The 19,508-nt window shown below is 67.7% G+C and carries 21 protein-coding genes; 7 read left to right on the forward strand and 14 right to left on the reverse strand.

What is annotated here, in order from left to right:
• Nucleotides 1-3: 3 nt before the first annotated feature.
• From AC07PT_RS02870 to AC07PT_RS02905, 8 genes are all read right to left on the reverse strand, one after another.
• A complete protein-coding gene (locus tag AC07PT_RS02870) occupies nt 4-978 on the reverse strand; it encodes a M14 family metallopeptidase (RefSeq protein WP_494655716.1) in 975 nt (324 codons plus the stop codon).
• Between the two features lie 4 nt (nt 979-982).
• Entirely contained in the window at nt 983-1,972 is a 990-nt protein-coding gene (locus AC07PT_RS02875) for a Bug family tripartite tricarboxylate transporter substrate binding protein (protein WP_492349947.1), read from the reverse strand.
• 165 nt (nt 1,973-2,137) lie between these two features.
• Nucleotides 2,138-3,034, reverse strand: coding sequence for a LysR family transcriptional regulator (locus AC07PT_RS02880; RefSeq protein ID WP_494655717.1), 897 nt, complete (start codon nt 3,032-3,034; stop codon nt 2,138-2,140).
• A gap of 40 nt (nt 3,035-3,074) precedes the next feature.
• A complete protein-coding gene (gene pyrF, locus AC07PT_RS02885; RefSeq protein ID WP_492349945.1) occupies nt 3,075-3,899 on the reverse strand; it encodes an orotidine-5'-phosphate decarboxylase in 825 nt (274 codons plus the stop codon).
• Between the two features lie 82 nt (nt 3,900-3,981).
• Nucleotides 3,982-4,770: a uracil-DNA glycosylase family protein gene (locus AC07PT_RS02890; RefSeq protein WP_494655718.1), complete on the reverse strand. Its 789-nt coding sequence runs from the start codon at nt 4,768-4,770 to the stop codon at nt 3,982-3,984.
• Nucleotides 4,767-5,219 (reverse strand): ribosomal protein S18-alanine N-acetyltransferase, encoded by a 453-nt coding sequence (gene rimI / locus AC07PT_RS02895; protein ID WP_492349943.1) that lies wholly within the window; start codon nt 5,217-5,219, stop codon nt 4,767-4,769. The genes AC07PT_RS02890 and rimI overlap by 4 nt, the downstream gene beginning before the upstream one ends.
• Before the next feature lie 8 nt (nt 5,220-5,227).
• The gene (tsaB, locus tag AC07PT_RS02900; protein ID WP_492349942.1) at nt 5,228-5,917 is read right to left on the reverse strand and encodes a tRNA (adenosine(37)-N6)-threonylcarbamoyltransferase complex dimerization subunit type 1 TsaB; all 690 of its coding nucleotides are present in this window, start codon (nt 5,915-5,917) and stop codon (nt 5,228-5,230) included.
• Nucleotides 5,918-5,932: 15 nt separating this feature from the next.
• Nucleotides 5,933-6,925, reverse strand: coding sequence for a DMT family transporter (locus tag AC07PT_RS02905; protein WP_494655719.1), 993 nt, complete (start codon nt 6,923-6,925; stop codon nt 5,933-5,935).
• A gap of 103 nt (nt 6,926-7,028) precedes the next feature.
• Here AC07PT_RS02905 and AC07PT_RS02910 point away from each other — a divergent pair, with 103 nt between their 5' ends.
• The 6 genes from AC07PT_RS02910 to AC07PT_RS02935 all read left to right on the forward strand — a co-directional run bounded on the left by AC07PT_RS02910 (nt 7,029) and on the right by AC07PT_RS02935 (nt 13,120).
• On the forward strand, nt 7,029-7,769 hold the full coding sequence (locus AC07PT_RS02910) for a hypothetical protein (protein WP_494655720.1): 741 nt from the start codon (nt 7,029-7,031) through the stop codon (nt 7,767-7,769).
• 90 nt (nt 7,770-7,859) lie between these two features.
• Nucleotides 7,860-8,894, forward strand: a complete 1,035-nt coding sequence (locus AC07PT_RS02915; protein WP_494655721.1) for a hypothetical protein — start codon at nt 7,860-7,862, stop codon at nt 8,892-8,894.
• Nucleotides 8,863-10,353: a D-alanyl-D-alanine carboxypeptidase/D-alanyl-D-alanine endopeptidase gene (dacB, locus tag AC07PT_RS02920; protein WP_494655722.1), complete on the forward strand. Its 1,491-nt coding sequence runs from the start codon at nt 8,863-8,865 to the stop codon at nt 10,351-10,353. Before AC07PT_RS02915 ends, dacB begins: the two co-directional genes overlap by 32 nt.
• A gap of 13 nt (nt 10,354-10,366) precedes the next feature.
• Entirely contained in the window at nt 10,367-10,630 is a 264-nt protein-coding gene (locus AC07PT_RS02925) for a SemiSWEET transporter (RefSeq protein ID WP_492349939.1), read from the forward strand.
• 138 nt (nt 10,631-10,768) lie between these two features.
• On the forward strand, nt 10,769-12,385 hold the full coding sequence (locus AC07PT_RS02930; RefSeq protein ID WP_494655723.1) for an alpha/beta hydrolase family protein: 1,617 nt from the start codon (nt 10,769-10,771) through the stop codon (nt 12,383-12,385).
• A gap of 27 nt (nt 12,386-12,412) precedes the next feature.
• A complete protein-coding gene (locus AC07PT_RS02935; RefSeq protein ID WP_492349937.1) occupies nt 12,413-13,120 on the forward strand; it encodes an OmpW/AlkL family protein in 708 nt (235 codons plus the stop codon).
• Nucleotides 13,121-13,293: 173 nt separating this feature from the next.
• Here the strand turns inward: AC07PT_RS02935 and AC07PT_RS02940 are convergent, their stop codons facing one another.
• The 4 genes from AC07PT_RS02940 to purE are packed head-to-tail and all read right to left on the reverse strand — an operon-like array spanning nt 13,294 to nt 16,985.
• Nucleotides 13,294-14,235 carry an SGNH/GDSL hydrolase family protein gene (locus AC07PT_RS02940; RefSeq protein ID WP_494655724.1) on the reverse strand — a complete coding sequence of 314 codons (942 nt, stop codon included), beginning with the start codon at nt 14,233-14,235 and terminating at the stop codon, nt 13,294-13,296.
• A gap of 43 nt (nt 14,236-14,278) precedes the next feature.
• Nucleotides 14,279-15,268 (reverse strand): L-threonylcarbamoyladenylate synthase, encoded by a 990-nt coding sequence (locus AC07PT_RS02945; RefSeq protein ID WP_492349935.1) that lies wholly within the window; start codon nt 15,266-15,268, stop codon nt 14,279-14,281.
• 20 nt (nt 15,269-15,288) lie between these two features.
• A complete protein-coding gene (locus AC07PT_RS02950) occupies nt 15,289-16,488 on the reverse strand; it encodes a 5-(carboxyamino)imidazole ribonucleotide synthase (protein ID WP_494655725.1) in 1,200 nt (399 codons plus the stop codon).
• Nucleotides 16,485-16,985, reverse strand: coding sequence for a 5-(carboxyamino)imidazole ribonucleotide mutase (gene purE / locus AC07PT_RS02955; protein ID WP_492349933.1), 501 nt, complete (start codon nt 16,983-16,985; stop codon nt 16,485-16,487). The genes AC07PT_RS02950 and purE overlap by 4 nt, the downstream gene beginning before the upstream one ends.
• Nucleotides 16,986-17,091: 106 nt before the next feature.
• On the opposite strand from purE, the gene trxA reads away from it, so the two are divergent.
• Complete coding sequence (trxA, locus tag AC07PT_RS02960) at nt 17,092-18,051, forward strand: thioredoxin (RefSeq protein ID WP_492349932.1); 960 nt, start codon at nt 17,092-17,094, stop codon at nt 18,049-18,051.
• Nucleotides 18,052-18,438: 387 nt separating this feature from the next.
• Here trxA and AC07PT_RS02965 read toward each other — a convergent pair whose 3' ends face one another.
• Both AC07PT_RS02965 and AC07PT_RS02970 read right to left on the reverse strand, forming a co-directional pair.
• Nucleotides 18,439-18,813 carry a ribbon-helix-helix domain-containing protein gene (locus tag AC07PT_RS02965; protein ID WP_492349931.1) on the reverse strand — a complete coding sequence of 125 codons (375 nt, stop codon included), beginning with the start codon at nt 18,811-18,813 and terminating at the stop codon, nt 18,439-18,441.
• Between the two features lie 81 nt (nt 18,814-18,894).
• Nucleotides 18,895-19,476 carry a DJ-1/PfpI family protein gene (locus AC07PT_RS02970; RefSeq protein ID WP_492349930.1) on the reverse strand — a complete coding sequence of 194 codons (582 nt, stop codon included), beginning with the start codon at nt 19,474-19,476 and terminating at the stop codon, nt 18,895-18,897.
• Between the last annotated feature and the right edge of the window lie 32 nt (nt 19,477-19,508).

A 19,508-nucleotide genomic window follows, 5' to 3' on the forward strand; every position in this document is an offset into this window, starting at 1 on the left:
GCCTCACAAGGGGCTGCGGCGCGCGAAGCGCACCACGGTGACGCCGGCGCGGGCCTGGCGCACCGAGGGCATCACCAGCACGCAATCGTCGTAGGGTGTGGTGACGGGCTCGCCGTCGTTCCAGCCGATCACGGTGCCGGCTTGCTCGATCACCTCCAGGCCCTGGAAGGGTTCGACAAAGCGGAAAGCCGGGCTGCGGGCCACCACCGGGCCCGTGACTTCCAGGGCCCATTGGCGCGGCGCAGGCGCCTGCAACCAGCCCGGCAGGGCCGCCAGCAGCACCGCCTCGTCGACCGCCCCGGCCTCACGCAGAAAGCGCAGGCAGGCGTCCTGGGCCACGCTGCGGCTGGACAGATCGCCATGGAAGCCACACTCGATGAGCAGCGAATGGGTTCCGTTGTCGGCCAGCTCGTCAATCCGGCCGAAGCGGCCGAAGTCGCGCATGCGCACGCCATCCTTGTGCCCGGCGTCGACCACGATGTGCTCGGGCGCGCCCAGGGCCCGGGCCAGCACCCGATTGTGCGGCTGCACACCGGTCAGCAGCAGGGGTTGACCCCGCTCGTGCATGGAGTGCAGGTCCAGCAGCCAGTCGGCCTGCTCGACGAAGGGGCGCAACTGGGCCGCGCGCCGGCGCTCCTGGCTGCCACCGGCTTCGATGCGTTCGACCACCCATTGACGGTTCAGGTCTTCGTCGACAAAGCGCGAGGCGTCATGGTTCAAGGGGTCGAAACGGTCGAACGCGGCCAGATTGCAGAAGGCCAGGGTGAGCCGACCGCGCTGGGGCCGCAGCCCCGCCTGCAGCAGGCCCAGCAAAGCCCAGGCACCGCACAGCTCGTTGCCGTGCACCAGGGCACTGATCATCACGTGGCGCCCGGGCTCGGCGCCGTCGAACTGCCACACACCTTCGACACCGGTGTTGCCAGCGCGCCAGGGGCCCAGATCGGGACAGGGCAGCGCAAATTCAGGGGATGCGGTCACGGGGTCACTCCTCGATGCGGGCAAATTCAACAATGTGCTTGTACTTGGCGCTTTCTTCGACCATGAAGCGGGCCAGGTCGAGCTGCGGGTTGGCCACGGTGGAGCCCGTCTCTTCGAGCTTCTTGCGCACGTCGGGGGCCTGCAGCGTCTCGGCCAGCGCCTTCTTCAGGCGGGCCGTCACCGGCTCGGGCAGGCGGGCCGGCCCCAGCAAGGCAAACCAGGAGCTGATGTCGATGTTCTTCAGGGCCGGCGTCTCGGCCACGGCAGGCACATCGGGGGTGGCGGGCGAGCGCTTGCGCTCGGTGGTCCCCAGGGCCACCAGCTTGCCGCTCTTGATCAGGGGCAGGCCGCTGGACAGCACGAACACACCGTAATCCACATTGCTACCCAGCAAGTCGGTGGTCAACGGAGCCACGCCGCGGTAGGGGATGTGGGTCATGAACAGCCCGCCCTGGTCCTTGATCATCTCGCCAGCCAGGTGCAGCGCCGTGCCCACACCCGAGCTGCCGTAGGTGAACTTGCCCGGGTTGGCCTTGACCTGCTTCATGAAGTCGGCCACGGTCTTGACGCCGGTGCGCGGCGAGGCCACCAGCACCATGGGCTGCGAAGCGATCAAGCCCAGGGGGGTGAAGTCGCGCAGCTCGTACTTGACCGAGGCCGGGGCCACCAGGCGTTTGATGGCGATCTCGTTGTTGGCCCCCACCAGCAGGGTGTAGCCATCGGCCGGCGCGCTCGCCACCTTCTGGGCGCCAATGGCGCCCCCGGCGCCACCCAGGTTTTCGATCACCACCGGGGTGCCCAGGCGGCGCGACAGCTCAGGGCCGATGGTGCGGGCCATCAGATCGGTGCTGCCACCCGCCGGGTAGCCCACGACCAGCGTGACAGGCTTGTCAGGATAGCCCTCGGCCTGGGCCAGCAGCGGCAGGACGCTCAGAGCGCCCAGCAGTGGCCAGAGCGCACGACGGCGCTGAGACAAGGGAGGTTGAGTGTTCATGACAGGCTCCGGACAAGACAAAACGTGGCAGAAAAGGGGCAGTGATCAGAGCTGCAGCCATCGGGCACAACCCCCCGATCGCCTGCAGCCAGCCGATTGTCCGGCCTACAGACCCAGGCTTGGTGCCAAAACAGCACCGGGTGGTGCCATTTTCAGCATCCGGCCTCAGAGCAGGCTCTCGCTGCGATGCCAGACCTGCTCGGCCAGGGCCGACAGACGCCGCTTGGGGCGGTAGAGCCGCACCTCGAAGCGGACGGCCAGGCGCGGATCACCCACCCGGCACAGACGGCCTTCGTGCAGCGCCCCGGCCGCCAGAGAGACCGGGAGCCAGGCCACGCCCAGGCCCTTGAGCGCGTACTCCAGCAAGGCATCGGCCGAGTCGCACTCAATGACCCGGCGCAGGGCCGGGGCCTGGGGGTGATGCGCCAGGTGGTCCTGCACCAGACGGCCCAGGGCCAGGCTGTCGGCATAGGCCAGGTAGGCGGCGGCCGCCCCGGGTGCGAAGGCATGCAGCGGTGTCCCACCGGCATCGCATTGGCTGACCGGCACCAGTTCGTCGCGGGCCAGGGTCAGGTGGCTGTATTGCCGTGCCGGGATCTGCAGGGCCAGCAGCGGGTGGTGGTAGGTGAGCATGAAATCCACCTCGCCGCGCTCCAGCAGGCGGGTGGTGTCGGCCAGGGCCCGTGTGCGGATCAGCACCTCGGCCTGGCCCAGCTCGGGCTGCAACTGGCACAGCCAATCAGCCACCAGGGTGCGTGCCAGGGTGCGGCCGGTGGCCAGGCTCAGGGTCTGCTGTTCGCGCCCGGCCGCACCCCGCAGGGCGTCATGGGCCTGACCCAGGCCCTGCAACAGGTGGCGTGCGTCCTGCAGCAGGCTGTCGCCGGCGGCCGTGAGCGTCACTGGGCCGGGGCCGCGCTGCACCAGCGGGGTGCCGGCCCATTCCTCCAGGGCCCGGATGCGGCGCCCAAAGGCCGGATGGGTGACATGGCGCAGTTCGGCGGCGCGGGTGAAGCTGCGCGTCTGCGCCAGCACCACCAGGTCTTCGAGCCACTTGACCTGCATGGCGATGATGCCGGATGGGGGAAGGGCGCCGGGCCGGGGCTCAGCCGCGGGCGGCTTGCAACAGGTCGCGAGTGCGCAGGGCCTCGCGACGGGCCGCCTCCTGAAAATCGTCACCCGACGAGGCGTAAAGGATGGCGCGCGACGAGTTGACGACGATGGGGGCACCGGGTTTCCAGCCGGCTCGCACCGTGGCCACCGCGTCGCCCCCCTGGGCCCCCACGCCCGGGATCAACAGCGGCAGCGTGGGCGCCAGGGCCCGCACGCGTTCGATCTCGGCGGGGTAGGTGGCGCCCACCACCAGGCCCAGCTGCCCATTCAGGTTCCAGGGGCCCTGGGCCAGGCGTGCCACATGTTCGTACAGCAGGGGCTGGCCTTCGACCGAAGCCAAGCGCTGGTTCTGCAGATCGTCGCCGCCTGGGTTGGAGGTGCGGCACAGCAGGAAGGCGCCCTTGCCTTCGTACTTGAGATAGGGTTGCACCGAATCAAAGCCCATGAACGGCGACAGCGTGACCGCATCGGCGCCGTAGCGGTCGAAGGCTTCTTTGGCGTACTGCTCGGCGGTCGAGCCGATGTCGCCGCGCTTGGCGTCCAGGATGATGGGCACGTGGGGCGCGACTCGGCGCATGTGCTCCATCAGGCGCTCCAGCTGGCCCTCGGCCCGGTGCGCGGCAAAGTAGGCGATCTGAGGCTTGAAGGCGATCGACAGATCGGCCGTGGCATCGACGATGCGGGCGCAGAAGTCGTAGATCTTGTTGGCATCACCCTTGAGCTGGGCCGGGAAGCGGGCGGGCTCAGGGTCCAGGCCCACGCAGAGCATGGAGCCGTTTTGTTGCTCGGCGTTGCGGAGCATGTCGAGGAAGGTCATGAGCGCCATTTTAAAGAGGTGCCCGCGCGCAGCGCGATCAACGGACAGGTTGGGCCTGGCAAAAGGTGCCAGCAGGGGGCGTTCAACCCAGGGCCAGACACAGATCGGCCCAGGCCCGCGCCTTGTCGGCCTGGGCCCGCAGCAGGTAGGGCGCATCGTAGGTGACCACCGCCGGCACCCCGTGCAGATCGTGCACGCGCCCGCGCAACCGACCCAGCGGCTCATCGGTGCCCAGGGCTTCACGCGCCGCGGTGCGGCCCATCAACAGCACCCGATGCGGCTGCCGGGCCTGCAGCAGGTCGGCCCAGGCCAGGGGTTCGGCGCCCTCGTCGGCAGCCCGCCGGGCCAGGCCGGCCGCCCACACCTGGGGCGTCTTGTGCAAGCCCATGGCGCGCAGCATGTTGTCGAGCAGGCGGGCGGCCGGCCCCCCGTCTTCGGCCAGGGGGTCGTCGCCCGGCCAGATGGCCTCGGTGACCACCAGCCAGCCGCCCGGGGTGGCCGGGCTGGCATACAGGGCCTGTGCAGGCAGCAGGCGCCAGGCGCTGGCGGCGCCGGCCAGCACGCGCCCCGGGGCAGGGGCGGCGGGGCGGGCCACTGGCGCCTGGGAGGTGGCAGGGCTCGCAGGGCGGGCCGGGGCGACAGGGACGGCCGGGGCGGCGGCAGGCGCACTGCTCTGCTGGGGCATCACCGCAGCCGCCCGGACCGAGGGCGGAATCGGGGGCTGAACCGGGGTCTGAGCCGGGGCCAGGACGACAGCCTGGGACGGCGCCCCCACCCCCGACGCCCCCTCTACCGGGGCCTCGGGCCACCAGAAGGGGATGTGCATCTCGTCCAGCATGGCGCGCTGGCGCGGGTCGAGGTTCAGGCTCATAGTTTCAGGCTCATCACAATCGCGTCTTCACGCCCTTCAAAGGCTGGATAGTAGGCCTTGCGCACGCCCACCCGCTGGTAGCCATGGGCCAGGTACACCGAGTAGGCCCGGGCATTGGACACCCGCACCTCCAGCCACAGCCACTGGGCGCCCTGCCCGCGCGACCAGGTGGCCAGGGCATCGAGCATCACCCGCGACCAACCCTGACGCTGAAATGCCGGGGCCACGGTGATGTTGAGCAGGTGCACCTCATCCACACCTTTCATGGCCACAAAGTAGCCGATCAGGCGGTCCTCGCCGACCAGCACCTGGGCCTGGTAGCCCGAGCGGATCGAATCCAGAAAATTGCCCCGGCTCCAGGGGTGGGTGTAGGCCTGTTGCTCGATGGCCAGCACGGCGTCCATCCAGGCCTCGGTCATGGTCTCGAATCGGGCTTCGCTCACGGACATGGTGCACCTCAGGATTGCGACTGGCGGGCCGCCTTGTCGGCCTCACGTTCGGCGGTGGTCTGGGCCACCTTGTCGCGGATGTACAAGGGCAGGGCCTGTTCGGCGGGCACCGCCCGACCCGCCTGCCACAGCGCCGGTGCCAGGCGCAGCAAGGCGGTGGCGGTGGGCAACAGCGCCAGGCCCGGGGCGCCAGCCAGCCGCCCAGGATAGGCCGCGGCGGCGCTGCCGGCCAAGGTCCAGTCCGGGGGCACCACCACGCTTTCGGGCGCGCCCAGGGAGAAATCGGCGGGCACCTGCCACTGGCCGTCCAGCCATTCGCAAGGCGCGCTGTAGACCTCGTTCATGCGAGCGTCCAAAGCGGCCACCACCCGGGTGCAGCCGTGCTGGTGGCGCGCCTCTTCGGCCACGGCCAACAGCGTGCTGACAGGCAGCACCGGCAGGCCAGCCCCAAAGGCCAGCCCCTGAGCCACCGAGCAGGCGGTGCGCAGGCCGGTGAACGAGCCCGGGCCGCTGCCGAACACGATGGCATCGAGTTGATGCAGCGTGAGGCCGGCCTGGGCCAGCAGCGCCAGCAAGGCCGGGATCAAGGTGGCCGAAGACTGGGCGCCGCCGGCGCCCTCTTGCTGCCACACGGCCCCGCCCCGCCCCACAGCCAGCGAGAGGCGTTCGGTGCTGGTGTCAAAAGCAAGAAAATTCATATTCAGGGACCGCCATCAATGCAGGCTTTTGGCCGGCTTGGAAAAAAGAGAAAACAGCACGGCCGGACGCGAGGGCAGAACCCCCGCCGCAATGCCTGCCGTGACCAGGGCCAGGCCGAGCATCAGGTTCCAGTGCATGGGCTCGCCCAGCAGCCAGACAGCGCCCAACGCCGACAGGCCCGGCACCAGCGCCGTGATCATGGTCGATCGCACCGGGCCGAAGTATTGGATCATGCGCGTGAAGGTGATGCCCGAAATCACCACCGAGCCCAGTCCCTGGAACAGCAGTTGAAAGACGATTTCCCCCCAGGGCGCTGCCCCCAGGCGACTGGGCAGCAGGCCCGACTGCGTCAGCAACAGAAAGGCAGGCACAAAGCTCAGCAGCGCCAGCGCGGTGACGGCCATCGTGGCCCGCACCGCATCGGCCCCGGTGCGGCGCACCAGCACGCTGTAGGTGGCCCAGCAGCTGCTGGCCGCCATGAACAGCAGATCGCCCTTCCAGACCGTGCCCTGGCCCGACAAGGCGCCCAACAGGCTGGCGCCCCCCACCAACAGGTCGCCCAGCAGGATCAGGCCCAGGCCGAACACCCGCACCGCCGGCAAACGATCGCCCAGCAGCCAGATGCTGAGCAGCGAAGCCCACAACGGCAGGCTGCCGGGCATCAGGACCGAGCCGTGGGCGGCCGGGGCAAAAAAGAACCCGCTGTAGGCCAGCACGGCATAGGCCAGGCCACCGAACAGGCCCAGCACCAGCGTGGGCCGCAAGGGCAGTGGCGACAACCCGCCCAGCGAACCACTGAAGCCCGCCGGGCTGCGCCGCTCGCGGCGCGCGCGCCACAGCGCCCAGGGCATCAGCACGGACGAAGCCCCGACGATGCGCAAAAAGGCAATGTCAAAGGGGCTGAGGGTGCGCTGGGCCGAGGCTCGGGCGATCACGATGAAGGCGGTCCAGATCAGGACCGTGACGACGGCGGACGCCAGGCCCACCGCACGGGGAGAAAAACGCATGGGAGGATTATCCCGAAATGCGACTGGCCACGCCGCACCAAGGCTGGCGGCAGGCTGGGGGAGGCATGCGACACTTGGCCGGCCCTTGCAAGCAGCCACCACCATGCCCGACCCGACGACCCCACTGCACCGATCCATTTTGATGCGCGCCTGCTGGCTGAGCATGCTGCTTTGGGGCCTCGTGGGCCACCCATTGGCTCAAAACGACAAAAGCCGCCTCAGCCCCTTGTATCTGGTGCCCACCATCGAGGGACTTTACGCCTGTGAGGAGGGCGCAGCCCGTGCCGAAATTCGCAGCTACGCAGCCCTGAATGATTGGTGCATTGCACACCAGCTGGATGCCTCGCCGGCCATCACACAGGCCCTGAAGGCCCTGGAGCCCGGCGGCCCCGCCGGTCAGGTGCAGGTGGGGTTTCTGGCCAATCTTCAACTGTTGTCGCTCTACCGTCGCCAAGGCCAGGCTTGGGCGATCGACGACCGACGCGTGGACGCATTCCTGCGGGTGGTTTCACGAGTCCCCAGGCCGTTTGTGTTGTACCTGGCCGCTGACCATTTCGATACCCAGGGCCCGCTGACCGATGAACTTCTGAAAGACCCAGCCAGTCTGATGCAGCTCAGCGACGGCAAAACCCCGCTTTCGGGATACTTCGGTTATCGCATCGCTCCTTACACACTGTTGACGGATGAACACATCCTCGTCAACCGCTACCGGTTTGAAGCGCTGCGCCATGTCGCCCGAAAAATCCAGGCATTGCCTCAGGAAGTGCGAGGGCGCATGGTGGCCATCACTCTGGCCGGCGAACTGCACCAGATGTTCCCCGACTTCGAAAACGGCATGGGCTGATTTGCAGACGCCCGGGTGACCGACTACAGCCCAGCCTCAGTGCGACAGTTCCGCACCTGGTTGCTGAACCGACACGGCAGTCTATCCAGAATGAACCAAGTCCTGGGCATGCGTTTCAACAGCCTGGATGAGGTACCAGCGCCAGGCCAGTCAGGGCGGACTGGCGAAGCACCAGCACTGGCCGGACATTACGACGCCTGGGCCGATGGTCAAGTCACGGTGGCCGGTTGGTTGTGGGACCCACAACGGAGCGTCCAAGCACTTGATCTGTTTGTTGACGGTCGCCAAGCAGGGCCATTGGAGCGCGGCCTGAACCGCGTTGACGTCTACCGCGCCGTCGAAGCCGTGCTTGACCCGAACGTTGGTTATCGCATGCGCTACGACTACAGGGCTCTGGCCAATGGACTCCATCGGGCCCAGGTGGTGGCCCAGGTGCGAGGCAAGCGTTACCTGCTGGGAGAAGCCCGATTCAAGGTCGTCCGCCAAGGTGGCCCCGCGGCATCCTCCCAACTGCCCATGGGTTTGGCGGGCCTGCTGCCAGCCGAGGCATTGCCCGAGGTCAAGACCTGGCTCGATCTGCCCGGTGAGGCCCAAGTGCTGCGCTACAACCCGCTGGCCCGTGAATGGAATGCCTTCCGAGCCTGGCAGGTGAAAGCCTTTCTGACCCGCTTTCACGAGGTGGCTCGGCAAGCCGGCCTGCCTGCGGACAAGCTGTATTCCCACCAGATCGCGCCCGCCGTCAACTCAAGCTGGAACCCGGCCTTGTTTGCCGTGGAGGACACATGGCAGGCGGATCAGCCCTGGAAGACCGGGATCAACCTCTACGGCGGGGCTGTGAACAATGCGTGGCTGCAGCGCTTTCTGAAACAAAACCGGATCCACGACTATGGCGTGCCAGAGTTCAACCCTCAGCAATGGAAACGCCCGGGCGCCCATCTCGAAGCCCTTCAGGCACACCAACGCGCGGGCGCCCGCTTTGTCAGCCCCTACTACCTCGCGGTCATGCCCAAACGCCTGAGCGACACCAGCGAACATGGCGTGAACGCCATGGCACTCAGCCCCGACAATCCCCGCGATGGATCCGACCAGTTTTATGAAGCAATGCGAACCTTTGCGCGCCGCTGAATCCAGCACCCTCCAACACCTCCGCCATGTCATCGGCGCAGGGCGCACCCTGCTGACCGGAGGCCTGCTGCTGGTCACCGCGCTGGCGGCCTTTGCCGCGCCCCCCCTGCCCCCCGAGATCGAGGCCGCGCTGCAGCGCTCGCGCCTGCCACGCGATTCGGTGGCCCTGCTGGTCAGCGAGGTGCAGGGGCAGCGCCCGCCCCGCCTGGCGCTGAACCCGGGCACGCCCATGAACCCCGCCTCGGTGACCAAGCTGATCACGACCGAGGCGGCCCTGGAGCTGCTGGGGCCCGCCTTCAGCTGGCAAACCCCGGTGTACCTCGACGGCACGGTGCGAGAGGGCACGCTGCAAGGCAACCTGATCATCAAGGGCCAGGGCGACCCCAAGCTGGTGCTGGAGCGCCTGTGGCTGCTGCTGCGGCGGGTGCAGGGCCTGGGCATCCGCCAGATCAATGGCGACATCGTGCTGGACCACAGCGCTTTCGAGCTGCCCGCAGCCAACCCGGCCGACTTTGATGGCGAACCGCTGAAACCCTACAACGCAGCCGCCGACGCGCTGCTGATCAACTTCCGCTCGCTGGTGCTGACCTGGGTGCCCGACCCGGCTGCGGGCCTGGCCCGGGTGCAGCTGGACCCGCCGTTGGCCGGTGTGCAATTCAGCCCCACCGTGCCGCTGCTGGCTGGCGAATGCGGTGACTGGCGCAGCCAGCTCAAGGCCCAGCTGGCCGACCCGAACCGCCTGAGCTTTGTCGGCGGTTACCCGGCCAGTTGCGGCGAACGCAGCTGGCCCCTGGCCTATGCCGAACCCGCCAGCTACAACGCCCGTGCCCTGGAAGGCCTGTGGAAGGACATGGGGGGCCGCCTGGGGGGCCAGGTGCGCGACGGGCTGGTGCCGGCCGGCCTGCAACCCATCTTCAGCCTGGGCTCACCCCCTCTCGCTGAAGTGATCCGAGACATCAACAAGTACAGCAACAACGTGATGGCGCAGCAGCTGTTCCTGACGCTGAGCCTGCAGCAAAAAGGGGTGGGCACCCCATCAGGCTCGCGCGAGGTGCTCGGCCAGTGGTGGCGGCGGCGCTTCGGTGAAGCCGATCTGCCCAGCCTGGACAACGGCTCAGGCCTGAGCCGGGACACCCGCGTGAGTGCCCAGGCCCTGACGCGGCTGCTGCAGGCGACCTGGGCCGGCGGCACCATGCCCGAGCTGCTGTCATCCCTGCCGCTCAGCGGTGTGGACGGCACGCTGCGTCGCATGGGCAAGGACAACGCTGCCGTGCAGGGCGCGGCCCACCTGAAGACCGGCAGCCTGCGCGACGTCACCGCCGTGGCCGGTGTGGTGCATGGCGCCAGCGGCCGGCGCTACACCTTGGTGGCCATGGCAAACCACCCCAATGCCAACGCCCTGCGCCCGGTGATCGAGGCCTTGATCGCCTGGACCGCACGGGATCAGAACCAGCCCTGAACCGCCCCACCCCATGTCTCTCACCGACCTGACCGGCTACCTGGCCGCCTGCCTGACTACCTGCAGCTTTGTGCCCCAGGCCTGGCTGACCTTCAAGACCCGGGACGTGCGGGGCATTTCGCTGGGCATGTACAGCGTGTTCACCGTGGGCGTGGCGCTGTGGCTTCTGTACGGCCTGGCGCTGGGGGCCTGGCCCATCGTGGCGGCCAACGCAGTCACCCTGAGCCTGGCCGCCAGCATCCTGGTCATGAAGCTGCGCTACCGGCAGGCCGACTGACCCACCTGACCCGCCTGAAGGCCTTGACAGTGGCCCAAATGGCCTTGGTAGTTTCCCGCTGACGACCCAGGTATCGCCAGCGTTACGATGGAGCGACGCAAAAACGAACGGTCGTTCTATTTTTAACAGGAGACATCCATGCGCCATTTCATCGGCCTCGCGCCCATTGTTGCGGCCCTCTTGCTGGCAGGGTGCGGCGGGGGCGGTTCTGACACCGGAGGCAGCACCACCACCGACAACAGTGGCAGCCGCGGCTCGCTGCAATACAACCCGCCTCTGCGCGTCACCGGGCTGAGCGCCAGCGACTTCCAGGCCCAGCTGAGTGCCAGCAGCACCGGCAAAGGCCTGCTGGCCGTGGCAGGCACGCCGAAATGCGGGGTCAACTTCCATTACATCCAGTACGGCACCGTGGGCGGTGCAGGTGAAGCAACCAACGGCACTGGCGCCCTGATGGTGCCCACGGGCACCGACCCCGCCTGCAGCGGCGCCCGCCCCATCGTGCTGTATGCCCACGGCACCACCACCGCCAAGGCCTACAACATCGCCAACATCCTGGATTCGAGCAACGACGCCTATGGCGAGAGCGCCCTGGTGGCCGCCGCCTTTGCGGCGCAAGGCTTCATCGTGGTGGCGCCCAATTACGCCGGCTACGATGCCTCCAAGCTCAGCTACCACCCCTACCTGAACGCCGATCAAGAGTCCAAGGACATGATCGACGCCCTGACCGCGGCTCGCACGGCCCTGCCCAACGTGGGCGGCACCGATTCGGGCAAGCTGTTCATCACCGGCTACTCGCAGGGTGGCCACGTGGCCATGGCCACGCACCGGGCGCTGCAGGCCCTGGGCAAGAGCGTGACGGCCTCGGCCCCACTGTCGGGCCCCTACGCCCTGGCGGCGCTGGTGGACGCGGTGTATTACGGCAACGTGAACCTGGGCTCGACCATCTTCACCCCGATGCTGAGCACCAGCTACCAGAAGGCCTACGGCAACATTTACAACAGCACGACCGACCTCTACAGCAGCAACTTTGCCACCGGCATCGACACCTTGCTGCCATCGACGACGTCGCTCAACACCTTGCTGACGCAAGGCAAGCTGCCACAGACGGCCCTGTTCAACAGCACGCCGCCCACCGCGCCCCTGGGCTCGCCGCCTGCATTGCAGGCCACCCTGAACGCGATCACGCCGCCGACCACCCCGGCCGCGCTGGCACCGCTGTTCGCACTGGGCTTCGGCAGCAACCCGCTGGTGACCAACAACGCGCGCCTGGCCTTCCTGCTGGACGCGATGGCCAACCCCGATGGAGCCGTGCCCGCCACCACAACCGGCCTGCCCGCCAGTGCGCCGACCAACACCATGCGTCAGGCGTTCAAGGCCAATGACCTGCGCAACTGGACGCCCACACGCCCGGTATTGATGTGTGGCGGCAATGCGGATCCCACCGTGTTCTACAGCGTCAACACCCAGTTGATGGCCAAGCTGTGGAGCGCCCCCTCGCCCATGGCCATGGGCACCGGCCTGCTCAATGTGCTCGACGTGGATTCGGCCGTGACCAGTGCCAGCGACCCGTTCGCGGCAGCCAAGGTCGGCTTTGCCACGTTGAAGGCCTCGACCGCCGCCGCGGCCGTGTCCGCAGGGGCCACCGACGGGGGCGCCAGCGCCGTGGTGCAGGCCTACCACGGCAGCCTGGTGCCGCCGTTCTGCACGGTCGCCGCGCGCGGCTACTTCCAGCAGGTGCTGGCCGCCGGCCTTTGAGCCCCACCCACGACGCAGGAGACAAACATGACATTCCGGCTGAACCCTCTCGCCCTGGCCCTCGCCCCCCTCTTGCTGGGTGGCACAACGGCCTGGGCCCAGGACAACATCTTCCGCGTGGGTTACACCCAGGTGCAACCCAACTCATCGGCCAGCGACGCCACGGGCCCCTTTCTGTTGCAACCGAACTCGGGCGTGAGCCTGACGGTGAAAGACCAGAGCACGCTGTTCTTCTCTTATGCCCGCAAGCTGGATGACCGGCTGGAGGTGGAACTGGCCATGGGCGTTCCGCCCACCCACGACGTCGCTGCCAAGCTGAACCCGGCCATCGTGCCGGGCTACATCGTGTCGGCCTATCAAGGGCAGACCATTGCCAAGATCAGGCAATTTGCGCCCACGGTGTTCCTGAACTACAGCTTTGGCGACAGCAGCAGCGCGCTTCGCCCCTTTGTCGGCGTGGGGGTCAACTACACCAAGTTCGACAAGCGCAGTTCCACCAACATCGGCAACTCGCTCAATGGCGGCCCCACCGACATCCAGCTCAGCGACTCCTGGGGGCTGGCGGCCCAGGTGGGCCTGGAATACCGCATCAACGACAAGTGGTCGTTGCATGGCTCGCTGGCCACCGCCCGCGTCAAGACCACCCTGACCGCCACCACCGCCGGCGCGGCCCGGGTGATGGACATCACCTTCCATCCCGTGGTGCTCACGATGACGGCCGGTTACCGGTTCTGAGGCAAAACGCCCACGCGCTGAAGGCCCCGCACGCGGGGCCTTTTTCATGGGGCTTTGAGTGGCACCGCGCCTTGAGCGGAGCGGCCATGAAAAAAGGGGGCTTGAGCCCCCTTGGTTGTCGGTGCCGGCACCGCGGCCAAAGCCGCGTCCGCGTACCGTGTGCCTGCGCCGGCTTACCAGCGCGCCTTCATGCGACCGTAGGCGTAGGTGCCATACAGCACCTGCGCAGCGGGCGTGAAATACAGCTTGTCGGCAAAGGTGTACTTGGTGTAATCGATGCCACTGGCCAGAGTGCTGGTGGTGCACAGGCTGGAGTTGACCTGGCCGCTGCCAATGCCGATGCCCGCGCCGCTGTCGGTCGAAGTGCAGGCGATGTTGGTCGAATCGGTCAGGCTGTAGCTGCTGGGCGACGAAATCACCAGGTTGTAGTAGTAGGCCGCGTCGATGTAGAGCACGTTGGCGCCCAGGTCGTTGATCGACAGCAGCAGGGCGCTGTTGTACTTGAGCACCCCGTTGCTGATCATGCTGGCCTGGCCGGTGCCCACGCCCCAGGGCGACTTGCTGACGTCGTACAGGCCCGACACCACCACGTACTTGGCACCCGCCGTGACCAGGCGGCGCACCTGGGTGCCCATGTCCGTGCCGGCCTGGGTCATGGCGGCCGCGAAGCTGGCCGAATTGCTGCTGTTGGCGTTGTAGCTGACCAGCAGATCGCTCAGGCCACCATTGAGCAGCACCACATCGTTGGCGCCAAACTTGTCTGCGGCAAGGAACTTGTCGACCTGCTGCGAAACGGTCAGCGTGCTGCCACTGACATCGTCGGGCGTGCCCACAATGCGGGCATGACCCCGGGCATAGCTGGTGCCGCCTGAGGCCTGGGTGACCAGGGTGCCGCCATAGCTGGTGGCCACCTGCTGCGTCCAGACATTGACCGTGCCGTCGTTGACGGTGTAGCGTGAGCCGGATTGCCCCAGATCACTGAGGCCATCGCCGAAAGCGATGAAACGCGAGGGCGCCAGGGCCGACTCGATGGTGCTGGAGCCGCAGGCCGAGAGCACGGCGGCCGATGCACAAGCCGCCAGCAACACAGCGCGGCGCAACCATTTTCCAGTCATTGAAATCTCCAAAAGATAGCCGGTAGTTTAACGAGGGCCAGTATCACGCTGCGGCAGCGCGTTGCAAGCGATCGAGCACCCCTTCCCAGGCCGGGGTCGCGGGCGGGGTTTCGATCCAGATCAGTTTCACGCCAGCCTGGTCAAAGCCACGCAGGGCTGCAAACAGCTCGCGGGCGGCGTCTTCGGCCTGCTCGGGCATGCGCCGCAGCAGCACGCCCGGCGCAGGGGTGCGCAAGGGGCTGCGGGCATAGACCGCCACCGCACTGGCCTGAGGGCCCAGCACATCCAGGGCGGTCTGCAGGGCCTGGGCCGTCATCAGGCGCACCTTGGCCTGGGGGGCGTAGTGGGCCTCCAGGGTGCCCGAGGCCCGCGGATCGGGGCTGGCCAGCTCCTCACGCGTGCGCAGGGGCTGGCCGCAGGCGGCCTCGATCTGCTCACGCGTGACACCGCCGGGGCGCAACAGCACCGGGGCGCCCCGGGTGCAATCGACGATGGTGGACTCGATGCCCACCTCGCAGGCGCCCCCCTCAAGCACCAGCAAATCATCGCCGAACTCGCCCTGCACGTGAGCCGCCGTGGTGGGGCTGACCCGGCCAAACAAATTGGCGCTGGGCGCCGCCAGCCCGTGCACGCCCAGGGCTTCGCAGGCCTGGAGCAGCGCATGGGCCACGGGGTGCGAGGGGCAGCGCAGGCCCACCGAGTCCTGGCCAGCCGCCGCAGCAGAGCCGGCTTCCGGGCGGCGCGGCAGGATCAGCGTCAAGGGGCCGGGCCAGAAGGCCTGGATCAAGCGCTGGGCGAACGCAGGCACCTCGCGGGCAAAGGCGCTCACGCCCTCCACCCCGGCCACATGCACGATCAGGGGGTGGTCACTGGGCCGCCCCTTGGCCGAAAAAATACGCGCCACAGCCGGGTCACTGCCGGCATCGGCCGCCAGGCCGTAAACCGTCTCGGTGGGCAGGCCCACCAGTTCGCCGCGCGCCAACGCCTGGGCGGCACTCAGCACCGCGGCGGGGTCTTGCCCATCAAGAATCATGGTGTCGGACTCCGGCCAGCTCAAAAAGGCGCCATGCCGAGGATGGCTGCGGCCTGCAAGGCCTGCGCGCGCACCGCCTCGGGGCTGGGGCCGGTGAAGTTCAGGTGCCCCATCTTGCGGCCCCGCTTGGCATCGAGCTTGCCGTACAGATGCAGGTGCGCACCGGGCAAGGCCAGGATGCGGTCCCAGGCCGGGGTGCGTTGCTGATCGCTGCCGGGCTCGAACCACAAATCGCCGAGCAGGTTGAGCATGATGGTGGGGCTGTGCAGGCGCGGCTGCACCAGGGGCAGGCCGACCATGGCACGCACCTGCAGGTCGAACTGCGACAGGTCGCAGGCATCGATGGTGTAGTGGCCACTGTTGTGCGGGCGGGGGGCGATCTCATTGACCACCAGCGAACCGTCCTGCAGCACAAAGAACTCGACGCACAGCACGCCCACGTAGTCCAGCCCCTGCGCTACCGAACGGGCGGCCGCCACGGCCTGTGCCGCCACCTCGGCGCTCACATTGCCCTCGAACACCTCGGTGACGGCCAGGATGCCGTCGCGGTGCAGGTTGCGCTGCACCGGAAAGTTGACTTGCTGGCCGGTCGCGTCACGCGCCACGATGACCGAGCACTCGACCGCCAGGGGCAGCATTTTTTCGAGCACGCAGGGCACCTGCTTCAGGTCTTGCCAGGCGGCCGCCAGCTCGGCGCGGGTCTTGACCCGCACCTGGCCTTTGCCGTCGTACCCCATGCGGGCGGTCTTGAGGATGCCGGGCAGCAGCGCGGCTTCGTCCAGCGCGGCCAGTTGGGCTTCAGTCTCGATCACGGCATAGGGCGCACAGGGCACGCCACAACTCACGAAGTGGGCCTTCTCGCGGGCCCGGTCCTGGGCGATGGAGACGGCCGAGGCGGCGGGCGCCACCGGCCGCTGTTCGGCCAGGGTGGCCAGCGCCTGCGCCGGCACGTTTTCGAACTCGGTGGTCACCGCGCTGCACAAGCGGCTCAATTCGGCCAGTCCCTGGGGATCGAGGTAATCAGTCTGGATGTGGTGGTGGCTGACACGGCCGGCCGGGCTGGTCGGGTCCGGGTCGAGCACGGCGGTGAAATACCCCATCTGCTGGGCCGCGTGCACAAACATGCGACCCAGTTGGCCGCCGCCGAGCACGCCCAGGGTGGTTTCGCCCTGGGAAGCAGGCAAGAGGGGTTGGCGTGGTGTGTTCGTCATCGTCGTCATGCTGCGGGCGGCAGTGTCATGGCGCGGGCCACTTCGGTTTGTTCGGCACGGAAGGCCTCCAGGCGCTGGCGCAGCGCCGGGTCTTCACCCGCCAGCAGGGCCACCGCAAACAAGGCGGCATTGGCGGCACCTGCCGCACCGATGGCAAAGGTGGCCACCGGGATGCCCTTGGGCATCTGCACGATGCTGTGCAGCGAATCCACGCCCTGCAGGTGGCGGCTGGCCACTGGCACGCCCAGCACGGGCACCGTGGTCTTGGCGGCAATCATGCCGGGCAGGTGGGCGGCGCCCCCGGCCCCGGCGATGATCGCTTTCAGGCCCCGGCCGACGGCGGCTTCGGCGTAGGCGAACATGTCGTCCGGCATCCGGTGCGCCGAAACCACCCGGGCTTCGTGGGCGATGCCGAATTGCTGGAGAATCTGGACTGCATGCTGCATGGTGTCCCAGTCACTGCTGGAACCCATGACCACGCCGATTTGAATGCTGCTGCTTGTCATAGGCTGTAAGGTTCGGTGCGGGCCAGCAGGTCCGTTTGGGCCCGCCACAGCCGGGGACACCGGGTTGCAACCCTGAATTTTACTTTTAGGCCCAGAAGGCTACGAAATGATTGACGTCACGATCCAAAACTTTGAAACCGAAGTCATTGCCGCTTCGATGAGCACACCCGTGCTGGTGGACTTCTGGGCCGACTGGTGCGGCCCCTGCAAACAACTGGGTCCACTGCTGGAAAAGCTCGAAGAAGACTACGCAGGCCGCTTCAAACTGGTCAAGATCAACGCCGATGAGGAACAGCAGCTGGCGGGGGCTTTCGGCATCCGAAGCCTGCCCACCTGCATTTTGCTGATGGGTGGCAAGCCGGTGGATGGCTTCATGGGGGCGATTCCCCCTGCAGAATTGCGGGCCTTTCTGGACAAGCATGTGCCTTCCGAAGAAGCGCTGCTGGCCGAAAGCGAGACCGAAGAGGCTGAGGCCCTGCTGGAGTCCGGCGACACCGAAGCGGCCATGGCGAAGCTGGCCGACGCCGTGGCCGCCGACCCGGGCAATGACGATGCGCGCTTCGACTACGCCCGACTGCTGATCGCCGAGGGTGGCTTCGAGGAGGCCCGTGCCCTGCTGACCGAGCCGCTGAGCCGCATCCCCAAGCCGCTGCGTTTTGAGGCCCTGCTGCACTGGATGGAAGCCCTGGCATTCGTGAGCACCGATGAACGCGGCCAGTGGGCACTGACCGATTTCGATGCCCGCATCGCCGAGAACAAGCGCGACTTCGAGACCCGCTTTGCCAAGAGCCGCATGCTGATCGCGCTGGGCGACTGGACCGGCGCCATGGATGAGTTGCTGGAAATCATCATGCGCGACAAGACCTGGAACCAGGAAGCGGCGCGCAAGACCTTTGTGGCCATCCTGGAATTGCTGACCCCGCCCAAGCCCAAGGCCAACGCCGCAGAGGCCGCCGGCAAGAGCGCGGGCGGCATCGAACTGGCCGGCAAGTCGGTGGCCGAGCTGGATCCACAGGCCGAGCTGGTGTCAAAGTACCGGCGCAGGCTGAGCATGGCGTTGAACTGAGGCCCCCACGCTCCCTCACTTCGTGTGGTCGCTGCCCCCCGGGGGGGCCGCAGGCCGCCTTGGGGCGGCCCGGCGCCGGCCTGACCTCTTCGTTGCTGGCCTGCTGAATGAATACCGGGGCCTGACTGCCCCCACGCTCGTGCACTTCGTGTCACTCCCACGTGCGGCCGCGAGACGCGCACGCTCTTCGCCCTGTCCAGCCCTGCGCAGGCAGGCCTGGAGCCGCAGGGCTCAGCCCCCCGAGGGGGCCGCAGGCCGCCTTGGGGCGGCCCGGCGCCGGCCTGTTCACTTCGTTGCAGGCCTGCTGGATGAAGACAGAGGCCTGAAGGCCCCTGCGCTCGCTCACTGCGTCCCCCCCCGAGGCGGCCACGGGCCGCCTGGTGGTCGTCAAGCCGCGTGCCGAGTCGGGTGAGGGGTGGGGCGGTGGTGTTCTGTCGCGAGCACCCGCTCCGGGTTGAGGCTGCGGATGGGGATGCTGGTGTCCTGGGGGATGCCGCCGCTGAGTTGCAGGGCCATGTAGCGGCCGCAGCAGACGCGCAGGAAGGACGCAAAGTTTTCGACGCTGCCGCGTTCGGCCTGCAGTTCGTCATGAAGCCTGGCGCACAGTTGGGGCACGCTCATGCCGTCGCGTGCGGCGATTTCTTCGAGCACCTGCCAGAACAGGTTTTCCAGCCGGATGCTGGTCGCCACGCCGTGCAGGCGCACGGAGCGGGCGCGGTTATCGTACAGGCGCGGGTCGGCGCTGATGAACACCTGGCACATGGGGTTGTCTCCTGGGCAGGCTCGCATCTTCGCGGCCGGCCGGGCGGGCCGTCAAGTCACATGACGGCCTTTTCTCGGGCCTCAGTGGGTAATACGGGTGCCCAGCACGTGCAAGAACTGGGCGATCCAGTCCGGATGGGCCGGCCAGGCGGGGGCGGAGACGAGCTTGCCGTCGGTGTGGGCCTTGTCGACGGCGATGTCGGCGTAGCGGCCCCCAGCCAGTTCAACCTCGGCGCGACAGGCCGGGTAGGCGGAGCAGGTGCGGTCTTTCAGCACGCCGGCGCCCGCCAGCAACTGAGCGCCATGGCAGATGGCGGCCACGGGCTTGTCGGCGTCAAAGAAATGACGCACCGCCGCCACCACGGCAGGGTAGGTGCGCAGGTACTCGGGGCCGCGGCCGCCGGGCACGACCAGGGCGTCGTACTGGTCGGGGCGCACCTCGGCGAAGGTGGCGTTGAGCACAAAGTTGTGCCCGGGCTTTTCGCTGTAGGTCTGGGCGCCTTCGAAATCATGGATGGCCGTCTTGATGGCGTCACCCGCCTTCTTGTCGGGGCACACCGCATGCACGGTGTGACCCACCGCCAGCAGCGCCTGGAAAGGCACCATCACTTCGTAGTCTTCGCAGTAATCCCCGCAGATCATCAAAATCTTCTTGCCAGCCATGTCAGTCTCCTTTGGGTTTGAGGCGACTTGAT

Source organism: Curvibacter sp. GW821-FHT09D12, assembly GCF_059416245.1.